This window comes from Acinetobacter sp. YH12095, assembly GCF_013419245.1.
GTDB lineage: Bacteria > Pseudomonadota > Gammaproteobacteria > Pseudomonadales > Moraxellaceae > Acinetobacter > Acinetobacter towneri.
In genome coordinates this window covers 240,395-257,161 of the sequence record NZ_VPAL01000001.1, presented here as the reverse complement: position 1 = coordinate 257,161, position 16,767 = coordinate 240,395, and the positions used below count along the sequence as shown (strand labels likewise).

The following is a 16,767-nucleotide window of genomic DNA, read 5'->3' as shown; positions in this document are numbered from 1 at the left end:
ATCCTTATTCCTAGTTCCAGTGCAAACGGAAACTGTCATCATCTTCTTCGACGTTGCCGCCCAACGTAATCATGTTGAGTTGTAAAGACTGAATATCCCAATCTTGTCCAAGTTTTTCAGATACCGTTTCTGCTTTAACAATCAGACCTGTTTCGCTTTCTACCCGAATCATGGCTGGCAGATATTGAATCGTGGCATCTGGGTTGTCTTCTTCAATCGCTTCAATGATGTAGCGCGACGTGTCATTGTCCTGTAATGCGAGATAAACCTTAGACATGCTGCTTCTCCTTAAGCCTGCAAAATTTGTTCGAGTTCGATGCCAATTTTTTTACTGCGTTCCAGCAGTTTTTGTTCTGCAATGTCGACTGCATCTGCAGACAACGCCTCAGCTGCCCACGCTGCAAATGCCGCTTTCACTTCAGGTAAATATTCGGCTAACCACTGGCTCAACAATTGTTTGTTATGTGCAGATTCTGCAGCTGCGGTTTTAAATACGCTGTCTGACCATTTGCGTAAATCTGCCATGGCTTCCTGCATAAATTCCATCAGCATCGCCAAGTCACGTGCTTGATGCTGTGCCAGCCATTGATCAAATTGGGTGTAAACCAATTCGCTCATAAAGCTGTCAATCACCAAGTTTTGTAATAAAAACAGTTTGAAATAGTCCTGCTCGATCAAACTGGTTTCACACAACTTGCGCAGTCCTTGCCATGCTTCATCCTGCATCCATGCTTGTTTGGCTGGAATTAAAGATTCGCCCGTGTTGCCATCGAGTGCCAAACCAACCCGTGAGATGTACTGCGCCATCCCTAAACGATCCATCGCAGCATAAATACAGGCTTGGGTCAGCACCGTGCCATAACCATAAGCACTGCCCGACATCATGTGTAAATTGGCAGTCTGTTCGATATGACGAAACGGCAAAAACAAGGCAATCACTTTGGCTTTGACATCTTCAGAAATATGCTCTGCCAACTGACGCTTTTCAAAAAAGCTAAAGTTACTTTCGGCAATGTCCTGCAAACGCGCACGATGCTGCACATAAGTTCCGTAATAAAACTGACGCGGGTCTTTAAATGCATACCAATCCTGCATTTCAATTGCAGTATGGGTTTTATCATTTAAGGTTTTTTCAGGTTTCCACAGCGGACGATAGTGAAAGTTGGTTTCCGCCTGAATATCAAAACTGACTTCCTGATAACGGGTGGCTGGCTTGTTGCCAAAACGGCGCTCAATATAGGCATAGTTTTGACGAATTGGCTCAATACCCGCTGTTTTAATTTCTAAAGTCATCGCTTATCTCCTTAAGCATTCAGTGTTGATCTTCATGATCAATGTTGTATCGCTGTGCACCGACTAAAGTGTCGTGTTCAATGCCGTAACGCCATTTGTCTTCTTCAGCATCATTCACGGCTTGCTGTTGTTCGCTCATTTCCACCACTTGATTGGTTGCGCAGAACTCGCGGAATGCTTGCTGCGGTAACACCAACTCCACATATAAAGTGGGATCGTGAATGGCAAAGTCGAACTCGACAAATGCGGCATTAATATCGCCCGTTACCCGAATATATTTGGTTAAGGGCAATGCGCCTGTTGCATCCTTCATATTGTTCTCCTACAAGATCTGATTCATTCAGAACTTGCTTCAGTTGCTTCATGCATCTGTTGCTTACTTTTACTATTACAACAAGCGTGCCAACTTTATAAAAACATTGAAAAACAGCAACTTAAAAAATCTGAGTGTTTTTATAAGAATTTGGATTTCATGATTTGATGAATTTTGATGTTTAAAAAATTTAAGATTTCATGATTTGATGAAATACAGCCCGTACAGATACAAAAATTTACCCTTAGGCTTTATGCAATTCGCTTATGATAAAGACGGAATAAAAACAACAAAAACATATAGATACAACTAAATACCTTTAAGGTTTGGCATGATGCTGTTTAGGTATTATTGAATTTTCACGAATTTGCATAAGATGGCTAAACAGCCTCGAATTTAATGGATTAAACACGGCGCATGGTACGAGTAAAATACGACAGCAGCGGCAAATATGCAGGTCATCCTCAGGAAATTCACGACCTGCTTTCCAAACTACATTTTGACACTGAGCGTGGACAAATCTGGTTTGATGAATATCGCATGTTGCTGATGCATACCAGCATCATGGGCTATTTGCGTAAAGACCTTGCCAATATGATTGGGATGGAACGCACCAAACGCTTTTTTATTCGTTTGGGCTATCAGGCAGGTCTGAAAGATGCAGAAGTCACTACTAAAATGCGCCCAGGTTTAAATGAAGAACAGGCTTTTATGGCAGGGCCGCAAATGCACGGTATTCGTGGCATGGTGCAAGTTTCTGCCAATCAATTGATTTTAAATCAAAAGAAAAAACAGTTTTATGCAGACTTAAACTGGCATAACTCTTTTGAAGCCGATGTGCATGTTGAGCAATTTGGACTGAGTCACGAACCTTCCTGCTGGATGCTGCTGGGCTATGCTTGCGGTTACAGCAGTTTTGCCACAGGCATGACCATTATTTATCAGGAAGTGGAATGTAAAGCCTGCGGGCGTGAGCATTGCCGTATTATTGGTAAACAACTCAGTGAATGGGAAAATGCCGATGAGCTGATTCAGTTCATGTCGCCTGAACCGATGGAACAGGAACTCATTGCACTGCAAGCCGAATTGTATGAACTGAAAAAGTCGATTTATGCCACCAGTAAAAATGACTACAGCATGTTCAGCTCAGTCGGACAATCGGCGGCTTATCAGCGGGTGTGTGACTTACTCAAAAAAGCCGCAGGTGCCAAAGTGTCGATTTTGCTGCAAGGTGAAACAGGGGTCGGAAAAGAAGCCTTTGCCCGTGGTGTGCATGAACTGAGTCAGCGTAAAGAACATGCTTTTGTTGCGGTCAACTGCGCGGCAATTCCACCTGAACTGATTGAATCTGAACTGTTTGGTGTTGAAAAAGGTGCATTTACAGGTGCACATCAATCACGCTTAGGTAAATTTGAACGCGCCCATGGCGGTACTATTTTTTTAGATGAAGTGATTGAACTTTCGCCACGCGCTCAAGCGGCTTTGCTGCGTGTGCTACAAGAAGGTGAAGTGGAACGCGTTGGAGATTCGCAAACCCGTCATATTGATGTTCGCGTGATTGCTGCAACCAATGAAGATTTAGAACAAGCGGTTAAAGCAGGTCGTTTCCGTGCCGATTTATATTACCGTTTAAACATTTTTCCTGTGCAGATTCCACCGCTGCGTGAACGCCGTGAAGATTTACCATTATTGGTTGCACATTTCTTAAAACGCTTTGAAAAAATGTATGACAAACAAATTCAAGGCGTCAGTGAAAAAGCCACTAACTTTATGCAAAGCTATGCGTGGCCTGGCAATATTCGTGAACTGGAAAACCTGCTCGAACGTGCGGTACTACTGACGGAAGATCAACAACTGATTAAACTGAATGCCCTGTTTCCGCAAATGCACAGCGACCATACTGTAGATGAGCAAGACAGCGTAGATTTAGACACGCTTTTAACCGAAGGTTTTGATTTAGAACAGCATGAGCAACAACTGATTATCACCGCGATGCAAAAAGCCAAACACAATGTATCTGAAGCGGCACGCTTATTGGGAATTTCCCGCGCTGCACTGGATTATCGTTTAAAAAAAATACGCCATGCGCTAGAAATTCCGCAATAAAAAAGCCCTGTTTTTCAACAAGGCTTTTGCATTTCAAGCAGCCGAATTACCAGCTCAGTGTCTGAGTGCCTGGACGGAAAATTGCTTCACCCATAGCATCTGGATTGGCATATTTCAGACCTTTCATTAAGTCACCTTCAACAACACCGTACTGCTCCATACACATTTTGCAGATATACACATCACCACCTTTGGCGATAATACTTTTCAGCATGTTCTGATGCTCTGCATATTTATGTTCAAAGCGGTTAGATGCCAACATTACGCCTTGATCGACCAAATAAATCGTCAGTGGATGACCTTTGCCAAATTGGTTATTGCTCATGCCAATTGCCATTTTGGTGCGGTGCGCATCACTGCTGGTAAGCAAGACAAAAAGTGGATCTTTTTTGCTCTCTGCCATTGCTGGAGATAGACTGGCAAAGGTCAGCAAAACCGATAAACATAACAACTGAATCAATTTCATGGCAGAACTCACACTCAATTTAAATCTGGTCAAAATATTAGCATAATAAATATACTATATTTAAATAATAAATTAAGACGATAGTCTGTATGCAATAAAGCCAAGCACTAAACTTTTTCAAAAATCAAAAATTGATCACTGTAAAATGACCCCAGCATCAACAATCACAATTCAATACGTCCAAAAAACAAAGCGCCACCGAAAACGGCAGCGCCAAGCATGTATTTAAGAGCAATCTTTTCTAGTAGAAATGAAGGGTTAAGCCGCTAAATTTTTCTTGAGTTCATCTTCTACAATACCAATTTCCAACTCACTGAAACGACGGATTTCCCCTTCTGCATGTTTTTCCAACATGCCGCCAATCAATGGCACTTTAACCTTAATTGTCCAGTTTAATTGAATATCAATTTTTTCATGGTTGCCTGTCACACTACGCTCGCCTTTAGCTTCTAAAGGCAAGTTTGCACCAAGCTCCACGGTAGAAGTAAGCGCCGTTAAATGGGTCACATCATTGCGTTTTAAACGAAATGCATCTTTTAATAATTTTTTAGCCATATCTGGAATATTCACATCTAAATTATAAGCACGGCGTAAAGTGTAAATATCACCGTTCTTTTTAGATTCTAAAATTTCCAAATTTTCACCAGGAATACGCTTGCAGACTGCTTCATGCAAAGCAACATCTGCCACTAAACGCTTAAATTCGTCAATTGAAACGCCATGAATGGTGGCGTTTACAGTAAATTGATGAGCCATTTGAGTTCCTTTTATTTTGTTTATTGATGGAGTAGGTCTAGCATCATCGTGCAATATAATTTGGCTGATGCTCAACGGGTATAAGCTGTTTTATATCCTAAATACAACTTTATTTTCAGGCTATTAAAATGTTTTTTCCGCCTGCTGTCATTGACTCTATTTTGTCTATTCTGTGTGAATGATGCCAAATTCAGCGGCATAGGTTTCATGGCTATAAATAGTTAAATAATGCCCATAAAATTCAATTTTGGCATAAAAATGTTCTGCGCCATCATCTAGTCCTGTGGAACACCATGTCGTCCCTTTGGGGAAATCATCTAACCACTGGGCTTGGTAAAAATCTGCAATCGAATCAAACTGTAAATAACGCTCAGGATACGCTAAAATATCCAATGCCAATAAATCAAATTGTTTAAGCTGCGCCTGTTTAAAATCAATTAAATTGCTCATCGCTACACGCCATCACACCGCAGAATGTGCCGCATGTTGTTGTCGGATTTTATGCCATTCACGCCAGCCCAAATAAGCAAGAACCACAAAACCTGCATATAACACAGCCGTTAACAGCAACTCTTTGTAAATAAACATGCCGATATACACCAGATCGACCACAATCCATAACACCCATGTAGCCAAGTATTTACGACTGGTCCAATAGGTTGCCAATAGACTCATAACTGCCAGTTGTGCATCCAATAAAGGCAGTGAAGCCTGCGTCCACCACTTTAAACTTAGCCCAAACAGTAAACCCAGTATGCTACTCAGTGCAATTTGCAGCCACATTTTAGAGAGTGGCAAGCTTTGAATGATGATATGTTGTTTTTGCTGCTGTGCAGTTTTCCACTGGAAAAAACCATAAACAGCCATGCCCATAAATAGGGTTTGTAATACCGTTTCGCCATACAATTGATATTCAAAGAACAAATAGGCATACAGCAAACAGGCAATAAAATTCACCACCCAGCAAGCTATATGTCGCTTAATGGTTAAGGTCACGCCTAAAACACTAATCAACACAGCAATGATTTCTAAAACTGACATTGATGCTGCCTATGTAAAAGAAAAAGGCATGATACCTCTTTTCGGGAAAATAGCGCAAAACTCAACATTTAACCAAACACTTAACTGACAAGAAGATGCTGCAATTAATTTTCAAGAAACCTCTGTAAAATCATAAACATAAAATCAGACATGAAAATCAATCTGTTTGAAACTGCTCTGAATTATTGTATTTATGCTCTTGCCCAAAGCGGTCTACATGGGTAATAAAAACTCCGTATTTGCCGACAAAATATTCAAGGGATTGCTCGTAAAAACTCCAGTAAATTGACCACTCCCCCAAGTCTAACTGACGAATTTGCGTATGTGCTTTGGCAGGCATTTTATTCAGCACTTCTTGTTGAATAGTTTCGGCATCTTCAGGGTCACGACTAGATACTTTTAAGCTTAAAAATATTTCTGCGATATCATCAAATAATTGCTGTTCGTATTCGGCAACTTCTTCCACCACCTCTTCTACAGGGCGCGGTGCTTTGTGGGTAATCGGGTCTTGGACAATATTGGCAATATTGGCAATATTGGCAATATCTTGACAGCTTTGCTGAAAAGTACGATTAATTTTTATTTTGAACCAGACTTTCCAGACTGCATATACGGCAATCAACAACAAAATCCATAACAATAGTTTTGCCATCTTGGTCTTCGCTCTTATTTCAGGCGTTTCAATAAAGTATAACCATTTCAGGGCTTAGCGTCTATTCGCTGCTGCACGCTTCAACGCTTATGCTTTAACAGATGATTCCATCCATGCATCGCTAAAAAGTGCAATGCTCAATTACACAATGATACCGATTGCCTTAAAAATAGGACTTGTGCTGCAGTATAACGCAGTAAAACACAACAATTTTCTGCTATTTCTTTAAACACTTTTCGCTTCCAATAGAGCCTTGTTTTTATCTATCACCCTAAGCCTAGATGATTAGAGCTGCACAAATTCAAGATGTCGCCAATTTGGTTGCGGTATTACACGCCAGTATTCGCTCTTGTATTCAAGATCATCAACGCAATGAAGCCAAAATTCAGGCATGGCTAGAAAATAAAAGCTATGAAAATATTTTAATGCTGCTGCATTACAACAATTGTTGGGTCTATGTCTTACAGCATGTGGTGGTTGGCTTTATTATGATGAGTGATCGCGGGCAAATTTTACAACATGCCATTGCCCCCGAAGTACAACAACGCGGTATTGGTCAAGCCTTGTTATTTGAAGCAATAAGCGATTTAAAGCGCAAAAATGTATCGCACATGAGTGTATTTAGCACACAGACTGCTTTAAGTTTTTATGAAAAAAATGGCTTTGAAATACAACCTCAAAAAATTAGCTATGGGCACTTCACACCCATGCTCAAACATCTCAATGGCGAACCCTTAGAGCACACTTAAAAAACAAACTTTCCAATATAGTGAACGCACATAAAAAAACCGCTTTCAGGTGAAAGCGGTTTTTTGGGGATGTGGATTCGATTTTATAAACGAATCTAATTTTATAAGCGAACTAGGGCAATAATTTTTTCTGCCAGTTCTTCTGTAGCTGTCGCAGTCAACTCTGCATCTGCACCACTGTTTACATCACTAATGACCACAATGCCCGTTTCGCGGAGTAATGCAACCTGCGCAGCATCTAAACCTGCTTTGGCAATGGCAACAATACCCTGCTGAATCAGCAAGCTTTCAAGTGCTTGTGACTGTTCAAGTGCTTGGCTTGGTACACATACCGCTGCAGGTTTTTGACCCAAACGTGCAGCACGGTCTTCGGCTGTTACAGGTGTACTGTGTGCAGTCCATTCTACGCAAGCTTCAACCATACCTGCGCCAATGGTCACGTTATTTAAACGATCAATGAAAATAAACGAACCCGTATAACGACTGTCTTGATAACGGTCAAATACCACAGGCGCATCAAATTCGATGGTGACATTGGCAATTGCATTCAGTTCAAGCTGTTCAACCTGCACCTGTTCCAAAGTATTCACATTGGTACGGTAATGAATGGCTGTGACTTTTGCAGGCACAGTTTGTGTACCCACTTTTAAGTTATACAGCTTGCCAATAGATAGTGGCTGATCAGCCATCCACACCACAGTGGCATTTACAGCACGTGAAATTTCAGGACGCACTTGATCTTCACGCACCAACACATTACCACGTGAAATATCAATTTCATCGTTCAGTGTTAGGGTAACTGCTTGACCTGCAATTGCATGTTCAAGATTGCCATCAAAAGTCACAATCTCTTTTACTGTCGAGCTTTTGCCCGATGGCAATGCCACAATGCGGTCACCCACATGAATATCGCCCAAAGCAATCGTGCCGCAGAAACCACGGAAGTCAAGGTTTGGACGGTTGACATACTGCACAGGGAAACGGAAATCATTTTGAGCCGAGTTACGGTTAATTTCTACCGACTCCAATGTTCCCATTAAAGTATCGCCTGTGTACCAAGGGGTATGCTCAGACTTGTTCACCACGTTATCGCCATTTAAGGCAGAAATTGGCGTGAAAATAATATTCGATGGTTTACGATCACCCAGTTGATTCACAAAGTTCGCATATTCCGTCTGAATTTCGTTAAATCGTGCTTCTGAATAATCCACCAAATCCATTTTATTGATGGCAACCACAATATTGTTAATGCCCAATAAACTAGAAATAAAAGTATGACGACGGGTCTGAGTTTGTACGCCATAACGCGCATCAATCAAAATAATCGCCAAGTCACAAGTCGATGCACCTGTTGCCATGTTACGTGTATATTGCTCATGCCCAGGTGTATCGGCAATGATGAACTTACGCTTTTCAGTAGAAAAATAACGATAAGCCACATCAATGGTAATGCCCTGCTCACGCTCGGCTTGCAAACCATCGACCAATAAAGCTAAATCAGGTGCATCGCCCGTAGTGCCGACTTTTTTCGAGTCACGAGTCACGGCTTGTAATTGATCTTCATAAATCAATTTTGAGTCATACAACAAACGACCAATTAATGTCGATTTACCATCGTCTACGTTACCGCAAGTTAAAAAGCGCAGTAGATCTTTGTTTTCGTGCTGTTTTAAATACGCCAAAATATCTTGGCTAATTAAATTCGATTGATGAGACATTGCTCAAAGCTCCACATATTTTTTAGAAATCGGTTTTTTAATCTTTAATCCCTCTAAATCTCCCTTTTATAAAGGGAGGCTTTGCTCCGCTTTTTATAAGTCCCTCTTTATAAAGAGGGGTTTGGGGAGATTTTTCAGGAGAGATTAGAAGTAACCTTCTTGCTTTTTCTTTTCCATCGAGCCAGCTTCATCGTGGTCAATCATACGACCCTGACGCTCTGAACTGGTTGCCAATAGCATTTCCTGAATAATTTCAGGCAAGGTATTCGCTTCTGATTCGACTGCACCCGTAAGTGGATAACAACCTAAAGTACGGAAGCGTACCGATTTCATTTGTGGAACTTCACCTTCTAGCAACGGCATGCGTTCGTCATCAACCATAATTAAAGTACCACTACGCTCAACCACAGGGCGTTCTGCAGCCAAGTACAATGGCACTAAAGGAATGCTTTCTAGGTAAATGTATTGCCAGATGTCTAATTCAGTCCAGTTAGACAATGGGAACACACGAATGCTCTCGCCTTTGTTGACTTTACCGTTATACAAATTCCATAGCTCAGGACGCTGGTTTTTAGGGTCCCAACGGTGTTTGGCATCACGGAATGAATAAACACGCTCTTTGGCACGTGATTTTTCTTCATCACGACGCGCACCACCAAAAGCGGCATCGAAACCATATTTATCCAATGCCTGTTTTAAGCCTTGGGTTTTCATAATGTCGGTATATTTAGAACTGCCATGATCGAATGGGTTGATGTTGGCATCTACCCCTTCTTGGTTTTGATGGACAATTAAATCAAAACCGTGCTGTTTTGCCATGTTGTCACGGAAAGTGATCATGTCTTTGAATTTCCAGCCTGTATCGACATGCAACAGTGGAAATGGGAGTTTTGCAGGGTAGAATGCTTTTAAAGCCAAATGCAGCATTACCGCAGAATCTTTACCAATCGAATACAGCATGACTGGATTTTCAAATTCAGCTGCAACCTCACGGATAATATGAATACTCTCAGCTTCAAGCTGTTTAAGATGAGTAAGTCGTTCCTGATTTATTGACATTGATCACACCGGATATACTTAAACTTGTGTCCAAATAACACAGATAAAATTTGATCTTGATTATAGTGATTTAGTTATGCTAACTATTGCTTGTTTTATTATATTTATATGCAAAAAGCTCATATAAAAGAAAACCAATAAGCAGTATAAGTTTTATTTAATCAGTAATTTATTCTTTTATGGCCACAAATTTTAATGCCAATGAAATGAATTAACACAGTCAATTTTATACTTTTTAGCCTCACTTTTTCCAATAAGTTAATAGATTATTCATCTAATCTAACGCTTCTACCCCGCTAAAAAAATGCTTAAAGTAAAGCCATATTTTTAGTTTTAAGATTCTCCCATGCCGCATATTGAACCCATTAAATCCAAACTTGAACAGGCAAAATTGGCTGGTTTTTTCTATCAGCACAGCCCAGAGCTTTTGGTTTTTCAAGAACCACTGAATGATGATGGCTCCATGCTCAACGTGTTTGTGCAACACGAACTCAGTGCAGATCAGATTGGGCTGCAATTTGGTTTGCGTTGCCGTGATCAACAACTCTCCTTTTTAATAGGCGTGACGCATAGCAATCAAGACCGCAGCTATGAAATTGGCGCAGGCAATTTAAAGGCCGACCAAAAAGCCTTTAACCTGATCTATGCTTTTTATAATTACCCTAAGGGATTTTCTTTGGTGGAAATGCCTTTAAACGCAACCACAGCAGAGCTATACCAAGCCATTGAAACGCAATTATTTACGCAGCAGAAACTCGATTTTTTAAACACAGCCATGAAAACCAACCCCATGGGCGAACAAGTGGCTTGGATGAAAGCGCATATTTTGCAACAAGCTTTAGACATGAAAGTACGGATTCAGACGGCACTATTATAAGCCTCTTCACTTTAAAATTCTGCACATCACTCACAGTACACCAAGACCGCCCTGAACAGGTTGGTTGATTAAACTCGGAATTAACGTATACTATGCATATACACAATACACTTGGATACTAAGGCTTGATTAAGAGTTTTAAACATAAAGGTCTTCAGGCTTTTTTCCAAACTGGTTCAACAGCAGGTATTCAAGCAGCGCATTCTACAAAATTACGTTTAATACTTGCAGCACTACATGCTGCATCTACGGTGAATGATTTGCGAACTCCACCCAATTGGCGTTTACATAAATTGAGTGCAAATCTACAAGATCAATGGTCACTAACAGTAAATGGTAATTGGCGTGTAATTTTTAAATTTGAAGATGGTGATGTCTACATTGTAGATTATTTGGATTATCACATAGCTTCTAGCGCAGGAGTACAAAGATGAATATGATGTTTAATGCACCTCATCCGGGCGAAATGTTGCGCGAATATATTGGTGAAACTTCTGTGACTGAAGTGGCTCAAGCACTTGGAGTGACACGTGCAAACCTATCTCGCATTTTGAATGGTCATACTGGAATTTCTGCAGATATGGCGATTCGTTTGAGTGAAGCCTTAGAAACCTCACCAGAGTTTTGGTTGAATTTACAAATGCAGCATGATTTATGGCTTGCCAGTCAACGCCAGCGACCTATGATCAAAAAATTGGTGGCAAGTGTTTAACTTTAAGTTACAACAAAAAAACAACCTGCATTTCTGCAGGTTGTTTTTTATGTCGTCAACGATGCGCTAAAACTTAGTTTTTATGACGCATGTGTGGGAATAAAATCACATCACGGATACTCGCAGCGTTGGCAAACAACATTACCAAACGGTCAATCCCGATGCCCTCACCTGCAGTTGGTGGTAAGCCGTATTCCAAAGCTTCAACAAAGTCTGCATCGTAATGCATCGCTTCATCATCGCCTGCGTCTTTTTCTGCAACCTGTGCTTGGAAACGCTCAGCTTGGTCAATCGGGTCATTTAATTCTGAGAAACCATTCGCCAATTCACGACCACCAATAAAGAACTCAAAACGGTCAGTAATGTGTGGGTTATCGTCATTACGACGTGCCAAAGGCGACGTTTCTGCAGGATATTCTGTAATGAAAGTCGGCTGACGTAATTGAGTTTCTACGGTTTCTTCAAACACGATGGTTTGTAGTTTGCCCAAACCAAAACCAGGCTTCACCTGTTCTTTCAATTCTTCCTGCACAAATTTAGCCAAGAAATCACGGTCATTAACATTTTCTGGCGTGAATTGTGGATTATGCTCAAGAATGGCATCAAACATAGAAATTTTCTTGAATGGGCCTTTGAAGCTATACACTTCATCGCCATACGGCACATCGGTAGTACCCAAAATATCCAAAGCCAGTTTTTCTAGCATTTGCTCAGTCAATGCCATCAAATCTTTATAGTCGGCATAAGCTTGGTAGAATTCGATCATGGTAAATTCAGGGTTATGACGTGTAGACACCCCTTCATTACGGAAGTTACGGTTAATTTCAAACACACGTTCAAAACCGCCAACCACTAAACGCTTTAAATATAATTCAGGCGCAATACGCAAGAATAACGGCATATCTAAAGCATTATGATGCGTTTCAAATGGACGTGCCGATGCACCGCCAGGAATCACATGCATCATTGGCGTTTCAACTTCCATAAAACGCTGTTCAGTTAAAAATGCACGAATACCCGAAACCACTTTGGCACGAATTTCAAAGGTTTTACGGGTGTCTTCATTTACGATTAAGTCTAAATAACGCTTACGATATTTCGCTTCGGTATCGCTTAAACCATGATATTTGTCTGGTAATGGACGTAAAGATTTGGTCAACAATTCAAAATGTTGAATATGAACATATAAATCGCCTTTGCCTGAACGACCAATATAGCCTTTCACTGCGATAATATCGCCCAAATCTAGGCTCTTGATCGTCTCTAATGTTTCAGCACTAAGTTCTTTACGCGCCACATACAACTGAATACGACCTGTCATGTCTTGAATTACGATGAATGAACCGCGGTTCAACATCACACGACCTGCTACAGACACATACACTTTTTCGCCTGCTTCAATTTCTTCTTTAGAAACTTCTGCGAATTGTGCCTGCAAATCTTCTGCGTAGTTTTCACGCTTAAACGTATTTGGCCAAGGGCTAGTTCCCTTCGCCTGCGCTTGTTCTTGAATTTGCTTTAACTTGGCATGACGCTGCGCAATTAAATCGTTTTCGGAAATAGTGGGTTCAGAAGTCGATTGAGCGTTATGTTGCGTCATCTCTGCCTCGAATAATTACTAAAAAAAGAAGTTCAATAGAATAGCAGATTTAGACACGATTTCGTATGCCTTCTCTGACTCGAGCAATTTATTTTTTAAATTGCCACTTGCTTTTGTGATTTTTTGTAGACTTAGACCAAAAGCTAACTTCTTTCTCAGGCTAAGCGCACTACAATATTGTTCAGAAAATAGATGAAAAAGACCGTATTTTGCTGTTTTTAAACCTGCTGATGTATCAGTCTAAATATTTTATTTTCTATCCACTTTATCTTTAGGCTCAGTTTGACTCAAGATGTTTAACTTTGTGAATCTGACAATGAATACATGTGCTTTAAAAGTCTTGTTTTTACATGGATTAGATTCCTCGCGGGAGTCGACTAAATTCCATGCCATAGATGCAAAACAAAAATTTTGTATCAATGTCGATTATCGCAACTTAAATTATCAAACTGTTGCCGATTTTTATCACAATATCATTCAAAAAATTAAGCCTGAAATTTTGGTGGGACATAGTCTAGGCGGCTATTGGGCACTCAAAATGTCTTTGTCGCACCATATTCCGTGTGTGGTGGCAAATCCAAGTTTAGCTCCCACGTTTCGCAATGACTATCCTGCAATTTCAGATGATGACTTGCAGCACGATATTCCACAATTGGCTTATTTAGAATTGGGCGATGAAATTTTGGATATGCATGCCGCGCAAGCATTTTTAGAAAACTATATGCAGACCTCTACTTTTGAGTCTGGGCATCATCGCTTATTGCATCCAGAAAATATTAATTCTTGTATTCAGCAAATCGAACAAGCTTATCTTGCCAAATAAAGTCAAAGCTATCCATTAAAAATAATCAATTAAACATCACCCATTAAAAAAGCCTGATCACAACTATGGAGATCAGGCTTTTTTACAGCAGTTACAATAACTTAAAAGGATTAAGCCACTGCTTGTTCTGGTTTAGATTTATTGTCCAATACGGACCAAATATCTAAACCTAAATTTTTGTGTAAATCTGGTAAGTCTAGGAAAATGCTTGCACCTAAAACTTGATGATTACATTTTTCAGCCAATTGTTTCACTGCTTTTAAAGTGCCACCTGTCGCCAATACATCATCTACAATAATGACTTTTTGCGCTTGCACATCGGCAGCCATTTCTAAACGGTCTAAACCGTATTCTAAGCTATAACCCACACCCACAACTGGTGGTGGCAATTTACCTGCTTTACGCACAAGTACCAAACCTTTGCCTGTACGCTGTGCCAAAAGGCTCGCCAATACAAAACCACGTGCTTCTACTGCAATAAAGCTTTCAACTTCAGCTAATTTTTCTGCAGGAATGCTGGCAATTAAAGCATCTGTTAATGAATCCAAATTATTCATAAACAAAGGCGTTAAATCATAAAAATCTACGCCTGGTTTTGGAAAATGAGGAACTGTACGAATATGCGACCACAAAAAAGTAGACAAATTGCTCATGGAAGATCAGAAATGTGACTAAAGAATGGTTGAATTTTACCGTTTATTTTCACATAAGGCTAGTGATCGAATCGGCAAGACTGCCATCAATCACGCATCAAAACACTACAAGGTTTTGATTTATATAAACTTTAATATACTTAAAAATATTAATATATATTTATTCCATAATAAAATAGCAAAAATATAAGACTTTTACTGTACGACCAAGGTCTTAAATGGCATTTAAACGCATAAAAACGTGATTTTTCCTGCAGCCATTCTCTCATTACAATGCCGTATCTATATCAAAAGAGGTCTTTTCTGCGCGGTTATGTCCCATGCAGCTATTCATTCTATAAAAGCACAGATTAAAATCGCTTATTTACTTTACTTTAGCCGTATAACTGCGTAAAAATTTAATCAAATAGATATATCATACAACTAGTCGTAGATAAGTTTTTTGCTGATCTGGAAATTTAAAGATCGGTTTATGGAGAATTGAATGAAAAAGTATCAATGCATCGTTTGTGGATGGATTTATGACGAAGCAGAAGGCTGGCCTCAAGATGGTATTGTGGCAGGTACATTATGGGAAGATATTCCTGATGACTGGACTTGCCCAGACTGCGGCGTTTCAAAAGCTGATTTTGAAATGATTGAAGTTTAAGACCACGAAAAGACCATGTCCGATGGTCTTTTTTTAACGCCAATTTCTATGCCCTCATTTGGAGTACACCTTATGCATCCTATCGTTATTATTGGTTCAGGCATGGCAGGTTATACTGTTGCACGCGAGTTTCGTAAGCTAAATGCAGAACAAGAGTTAGTCATGATTTGTGCAGATGATGCTGCCAATTATGCCAAACCAACTTTATCTAACGCATTGGCGGGCAATAAAGCCCCTGCTCAAATTGCATTGGGCGATGCAGCTAAAATGGCAAGCCAACTCAATATGCGTATTGAAACCCACACTTGGGTTAAAGCAATTGATGCAGAAGCGCATGTACTTGAATTAGAAAAAGAGGGTGTAAGCAGCCAACAACCTTATTCTAAATTGGTTTTGGCAGTGGGTGCGAATCCTGTACGTTTAGCCATTGCGGGCGATGGCAGTGATGACATTCATGTGGTAAATAATTTAAGTGATTACACCGCATTTCGCCAACAGCTTGAACAACGTCAAGACAAACGTGTGGTGATTTTAGGTGCAGGTTTAATTGGTTGTGAATTTGCCAATGACTTGCAGCAAACAGGACACCAAGTCACGGTGATTGACCTTGCACCACAACCACTAGGTCGTTTATTGCCGGATTATGTAGCCAGTGCTTTTAAACAAAACCTAGAAGAAACGGGTATCCATTTTGTATTGGGTACAACCGTTGAAAAAGTTTCGAAAATTAAAAATGACGACTATTTAGTGACCATTACCAGTGGTCAGTCTTTAATTGCCGATGTGGTACTGTCTGCCATTGGTTTACAACCAAACATTGCTTTGGCTAAAACAGCAGGCATCGAAACCAGTCGTGGGGTCTTAACCAATGCGCAACTTGAAACCAGCCAAGCTGATATCTATGCAGTAGGTGACTGTGCGGAAGTGAATGGTATTTTATTGCCGTATGTGATGCCAATCATGCAGCAAGCACGTGCCTTAGCCAAAACCTTAAATGGTGAAACTACTCAGGTACACTACCCTGCCATGCCTGTTGCAGTGAAAACACCTGCTGCACCACTGACCGTTTTACCTGCGCCACTAGGGGTAGATGTCAACTGGCATACCGAAGAATTTGACGATGGCATGATTGCCAGAGCCTATGACCAAACCGATACCTTACGTGGCTTTGTCCTATTAGGCACAACAGCGGCCAAACAACGCTTGAGTTTGACCAAATTAGTGCCAGACTTATTGCCTGTATCGGAATAAAATAAAAACAATAAAGGGCGATTGATTTCGCCCTTGCCTGACATGAGGA

20 protein-coding genes are annotated in these 16,767 nt (G+C 40.4%); 8 read left to right on the top strand and 12 right to left on the bottom strand.

Annotation, left to right across the window (positions count from 1 at the left end; genetic code table 11):
- Nucleotides 1-10: 10 nt before the first annotated feature.
- Genes FTU35_RS01260 through FTU35_RS01250 form a run of 3 tightly spaced genes read right to left on the bottom strand, consistent with a single transcriptional unit; the run spans nt 11 to nt 1,606 of the window.
- Complete coding sequence (locus tag FTU35_RS01260; RefSeq protein WP_004971969.1) at nt 11-277, bottom strand: MmoB/DmpM family protein; 267 nt, start codon at nt 275-277, stop codon at nt 11-13.
- A gap of 11 nt (nt 278-288) precedes the next feature.
- A complete protein-coding gene (locus FTU35_RS01255) occupies nt 289-1,293 on the bottom strand; it encodes an aromatic/alkene monooxygenase hydroxylase subunit beta (protein WP_004971970.1) in 1,005 nt (334 codons plus the stop codon).
- A gap of 19 nt (nt 1,294-1,312) precedes the next feature.
- A complete protein-coding gene (locus FTU35_RS01250; protein WP_004971972.1) occupies nt 1,313-1,606 on the bottom strand; it encodes a phenol hydroxylase subunit in 294 nt (97 codons plus the stop codon).
- 417 nt (nt 1,607-2,023) lie between these two features.
- Here FTU35_RS01250 and mobR point away from each other — a divergent pair, with 417 nt between their 5' ends.
- Nucleotides 2,024-3,712 carry a phenol degradation transcriptional regulator MobR gene (mobR, locus tag FTU35_RS01245; protein ID WP_179991127.1) on the top strand — a complete coding sequence of 563 codons (1,689 nt, stop codon included), beginning with the start codon at nt 2,024-2,026 and terminating at the stop codon, nt 3,710-3,712.
- A gap of 46 nt (nt 3,713-3,758) precedes the next feature.
- On the opposite strand, the gene FTU35_RS01240 is transcribed toward mobR, so the two are convergent.
- From FTU35_RS01240 to FTU35_RS01220, 5 genes are all read right to left on the bottom strand, one after another.
- Nucleotides 3,759-4,178 carry a DsrE family protein gene (locus FTU35_RS01240; protein WP_004971976.1) on the bottom strand — a complete coding sequence of 140 codons (420 nt, stop codon included), beginning with the start codon at nt 4,176-4,178 and terminating at the stop codon, nt 3,759-3,761.
- A 258-nt stretch (nt 4,179-4,436) separates the two neighbouring features.
- Nucleotides 4,437-4,934 (bottom strand): DUF2505 family protein, encoded by a 498-nt coding sequence (locus FTU35_RS01235; protein ID WP_004971978.1) that lies wholly within the window; start codon nt 4,932-4,934, stop codon nt 4,437-4,439.
- A 165-nt stretch (nt 4,935-5,099) separates the two neighbouring features.
- Nucleotides 5,100-5,384: a hypothetical protein gene (locus tag FTU35_RS01230; RefSeq protein ID WP_096900962.1), complete on the bottom strand. Its 285-nt coding sequence runs from the start codon at nt 5,382-5,384 to the stop codon at nt 5,100-5,102.
- Nucleotides 5,385-5,396: 12 nt separating this feature from the next.
- Complete coding sequence (gene pnuC / locus FTU35_RS01225; protein ID WP_154320936.1) at nt 5,397-5,975, bottom strand: nicotinamide riboside transporter PnuC; 579 nt, start codon at nt 5,973-5,975, stop codon at nt 5,397-5,399.
- Nucleotides 5,976-6,132: 157 nt separating this feature from the next.
- On the bottom strand, nt 6,133-6,627 hold the full coding sequence (locus tag FTU35_RS01220) for a hypothetical protein (protein WP_180064433.1): 495 nt from the start codon (nt 6,625-6,627) through the stop codon (nt 6,133-6,135).
- 281 nt (nt 6,628-6,908) lie between these two features.
- Between FTU35_RS01220 and FTU35_RS01215 the strand changes: the two genes are divergently transcribed.
- The gene (locus FTU35_RS01215; protein WP_131261606.1) at nt 6,909-7,376 is read left to right on the top strand and encodes a GNAT family N-acetyltransferase; all 468 of its coding nucleotides are present in this window, start codon (nt 6,909-6,911) and stop codon (nt 7,374-7,376) included.
- Nucleotides 7,377-7,477: 101 nt separating this feature from the next.
- On the opposite strand, the gene cysN is transcribed toward FTU35_RS01215, so the two are convergent.
- Together cysN and cysD are read right to left on the bottom strand one after the other, a co-directional pair.
- Nucleotides 7,478-9,094: a sulfate adenylyltransferase subunit CysN gene (gene cysN, locus FTU35_RS01210; protein ID WP_154320938.1), complete on the bottom strand. Its 1,617-nt coding sequence runs from the start codon at nt 9,092-9,094 to the stop codon at nt 7,478-7,480.
- 144 nt (nt 9,095-9,238) lie between these two features.
- Nucleotides 9,239-10,147: a sulfate adenylyltransferase subunit CysD gene (gene cysD, locus FTU35_RS01205; protein ID WP_171501131.1), complete on the bottom strand. Its 909-nt coding sequence runs from the start codon at nt 10,145-10,147 to the stop codon at nt 9,239-9,241.
- Between the two features lie 352 nt (nt 10,148-10,499).
- Between cysD and FTU35_RS01200 the strand changes: the two genes are divergently transcribed.
- The 3 genes from FTU35_RS01200 (at nt 10,500) to FTU35_RS01190 (ending at nt 11,742) form a co-directional block, all read left to right on the top strand.
- Nucleotides 10,500-11,030: a hypothetical protein gene (locus FTU35_RS01200; protein ID WP_154320940.1), complete on the top strand. Its 531-nt coding sequence runs from the start codon at nt 10,500-10,502 to the stop codon at nt 11,028-11,030.
- A gap of 125 nt (nt 11,031-11,155) precedes the next feature.
- Nucleotides 11,156-11,464: a type II toxin-antitoxin system RelE/ParE family toxin gene (locus tag FTU35_RS01195; protein ID WP_104853185.1), complete on the top strand. Its 309-nt coding sequence runs from the start codon at nt 11,156-11,158 to the stop codon at nt 11,462-11,464.
- Nucleotides 11,461-11,742, top strand: coding sequence for a HigA family addiction module antitoxin (locus FTU35_RS01190; RefSeq protein ID WP_004971994.1), 282 nt, complete (start codon nt 11,461-11,463; stop codon nt 11,740-11,742). Before FTU35_RS01195 ends, FTU35_RS01190 begins: the two co-directional genes overlap by 4 nt.
- 73 nt (nt 11,743-11,815) lie before the next feature.
- Here the strand turns inward: FTU35_RS01190 and lysS are convergent, their stop codons facing one another.
- Nucleotides 11,816-13,342 carry a lysine--tRNA ligase gene (gene lysS, locus FTU35_RS01185; protein ID WP_096900968.1) on the bottom strand — a complete coding sequence of 509 codons (1,527 nt, stop codon included), beginning with the start codon at nt 13,340-13,342 and terminating at the stop codon, nt 11,816-11,818.
- A gap of 316 nt (nt 13,343-13,658) precedes the next feature.
- Between lysS and FTU35_RS01180 the strand changes: the two genes are divergently transcribed.
- The gene (locus FTU35_RS01180; RefSeq protein ID WP_026438299.1) at nt 13,659-14,165 is read left to right on the top strand and encodes a YqiA/YcfP family alpha/beta fold hydrolase; all 507 of its coding nucleotides are present in this window, start codon (nt 13,659-13,661) and stop codon (nt 14,163-14,165) included.
- Nucleotides 14,166-14,275: 110 nt separating this feature from the next.
- Here the strand turns inward: FTU35_RS01180 and FTU35_RS01175 are convergent, their stop codons facing one another.
- The gene (locus tag FTU35_RS01175) at nt 14,276-14,818 is read right to left on the bottom strand and encodes an adenine phosphoribosyltransferase (RefSeq protein WP_004972003.1); all 543 of its coding nucleotides are present in this window, start codon (nt 14,816-14,818) and stop codon (nt 14,276-14,278) included.
- 484 nt (nt 14,819-15,302) lie between these two features.
- On the opposite strand from FTU35_RS01175, the gene rubA reads away from it, so the two are divergent.
- A complete protein-coding gene (rubA, locus tag FTU35_RS01170) occupies nt 15,303-15,467 on the top strand; it encodes a rubredoxin RubA (RefSeq protein ID WP_004972007.1) in 165 nt (54 codons plus the stop codon).
- A 72-nt stretch (nt 15,468-15,539) separates the two neighbouring features.
- On the top strand, nt 15,540-16,718 hold the full coding sequence (locus FTU35_RS01165; protein ID WP_154320941.1) for an FAD-dependent oxidoreductase: 1,179 nt from the start codon (nt 15,540-15,542) through the stop codon (nt 16,716-16,718).
- Nucleotides 16,719-16,767 lie beyond the last annotated feature (49 nt).

Bases quoted from the DNA above. Each gene is read 5' to 3' on its own strand.
- FTU35_RS01260 (WP_004971969.1), bottom strand. From the start codon at position 277: ATGTCTAAGGTTTATCTCGCATTACAGGACAATGACACGTCGCGCTAC.
- FTU35_RS01255 (WP_004971970.1), bottom strand. From the start codon at position 1,293: ATGACTTTAGAAATTAAAACAGCGGGTATTGAGCCAATTCGTCAAAAC.
- FTU35_RS01250 (WP_004971972.1), bottom strand. From the start codon at position 1,606: ATGAAGGATGCAACAGGCGCATTGCCCTTAACCAAATATATTCGGGTA.
- mobR (WP_179991127.1), top strand. From the start codon at position 2,024: ATGGTACGAGTAAAATACGACAGCAGCGGCAAATATGCAGGTCATCCT.
- FTU35_RS01240 (WP_004971976.1), bottom strand. From the start codon at position 4,178: ATGAAATTGATTCAGTTGTTATGTTTATCGGTTTTGCTGACCTTTGCC.
- FTU35_RS01235 (WP_004971978.1), bottom strand. From the start codon at position 4,934: ATGGCTCATCAATTTACTGTAAACGCCACCATTCATGGCGTTTCAATT.
- FTU35_RS01230 (WP_096900962.1), bottom strand. From the start codon at position 5,384: ATGAGCAATTTAATTGATTTTAAACAGGCGCAGCTTAAACAATTTGAT.
- pnuC (WP_154320936.1), bottom strand. From the start codon at position 5,975: ATGTCAGTTTTAGAAATCATTGCTGTGTTGATTAGTGTTTTAGGCGTG.
- FTU35_RS01220 (WP_180064433.1), bottom strand. From the start codon at position 6,627: ATGGCAAAACTATTGTTATGGATTTTGTTGTTGATTGCCGTATATGCA.
- FTU35_RS01215 (WP_131261606.1), top strand. From the start codon at position 6,909: ATGATTAGAGCTGCACAAATTCAAGATGTCGCCAATTTGGTTGCGGTA.
- cysN (WP_154320938.1), bottom strand. From the start codon at position 9,094: ATGTCTCATCAATCGAATTTAATTAGCCAAGATATTTTGGCGTATTTA.
- FTU35_RS01200 (WP_154320940.1), top strand. From the start codon at position 10,500: ATGCCGCATATTGAACCCATTAAATCCAAACTTGAACAGGCAAAATTG.
- FTU35_RS01190 (WP_004971994.1), top strand. From the start codon at position 11,461: ATGAATATGATGTTTAATGCACCTCATCCGGGCGAAATGTTGCGCGAA.
- lysS (WP_096900968.1), bottom strand. From the start codon at position 13,342: ATGACGCAACATAACGCTCAATCGACTTCTGAACCCACTATTTCCGAA.
- FTU35_RS01180 (WP_026438299.1), top strand. From the start codon at position 13,659: ATGAATACATGTGCTTTAAAAGTCTTGTTTTTACATGGATTAGATTCC.
- FTU35_RS01175 (WP_004972003.1), bottom strand. From the start codon at position 14,818: ATGAGCAATTTGTCTACTTTTTTGTGGTCGCATATTCGTACAGTTCCT.
- rubA (WP_004972007.1), top strand. From the start codon at position 15,303: ATGAAAAAGTATCAATGCATCGTTTGTGGATGGATTTATGACGAAGCA.
- FTU35_RS01165 (WP_154320941.1), top strand. From the start codon at position 15,540: ATGCATCCTATCGTTATTATTGGTTCAGGCATGGCAGGTTATACTGTT.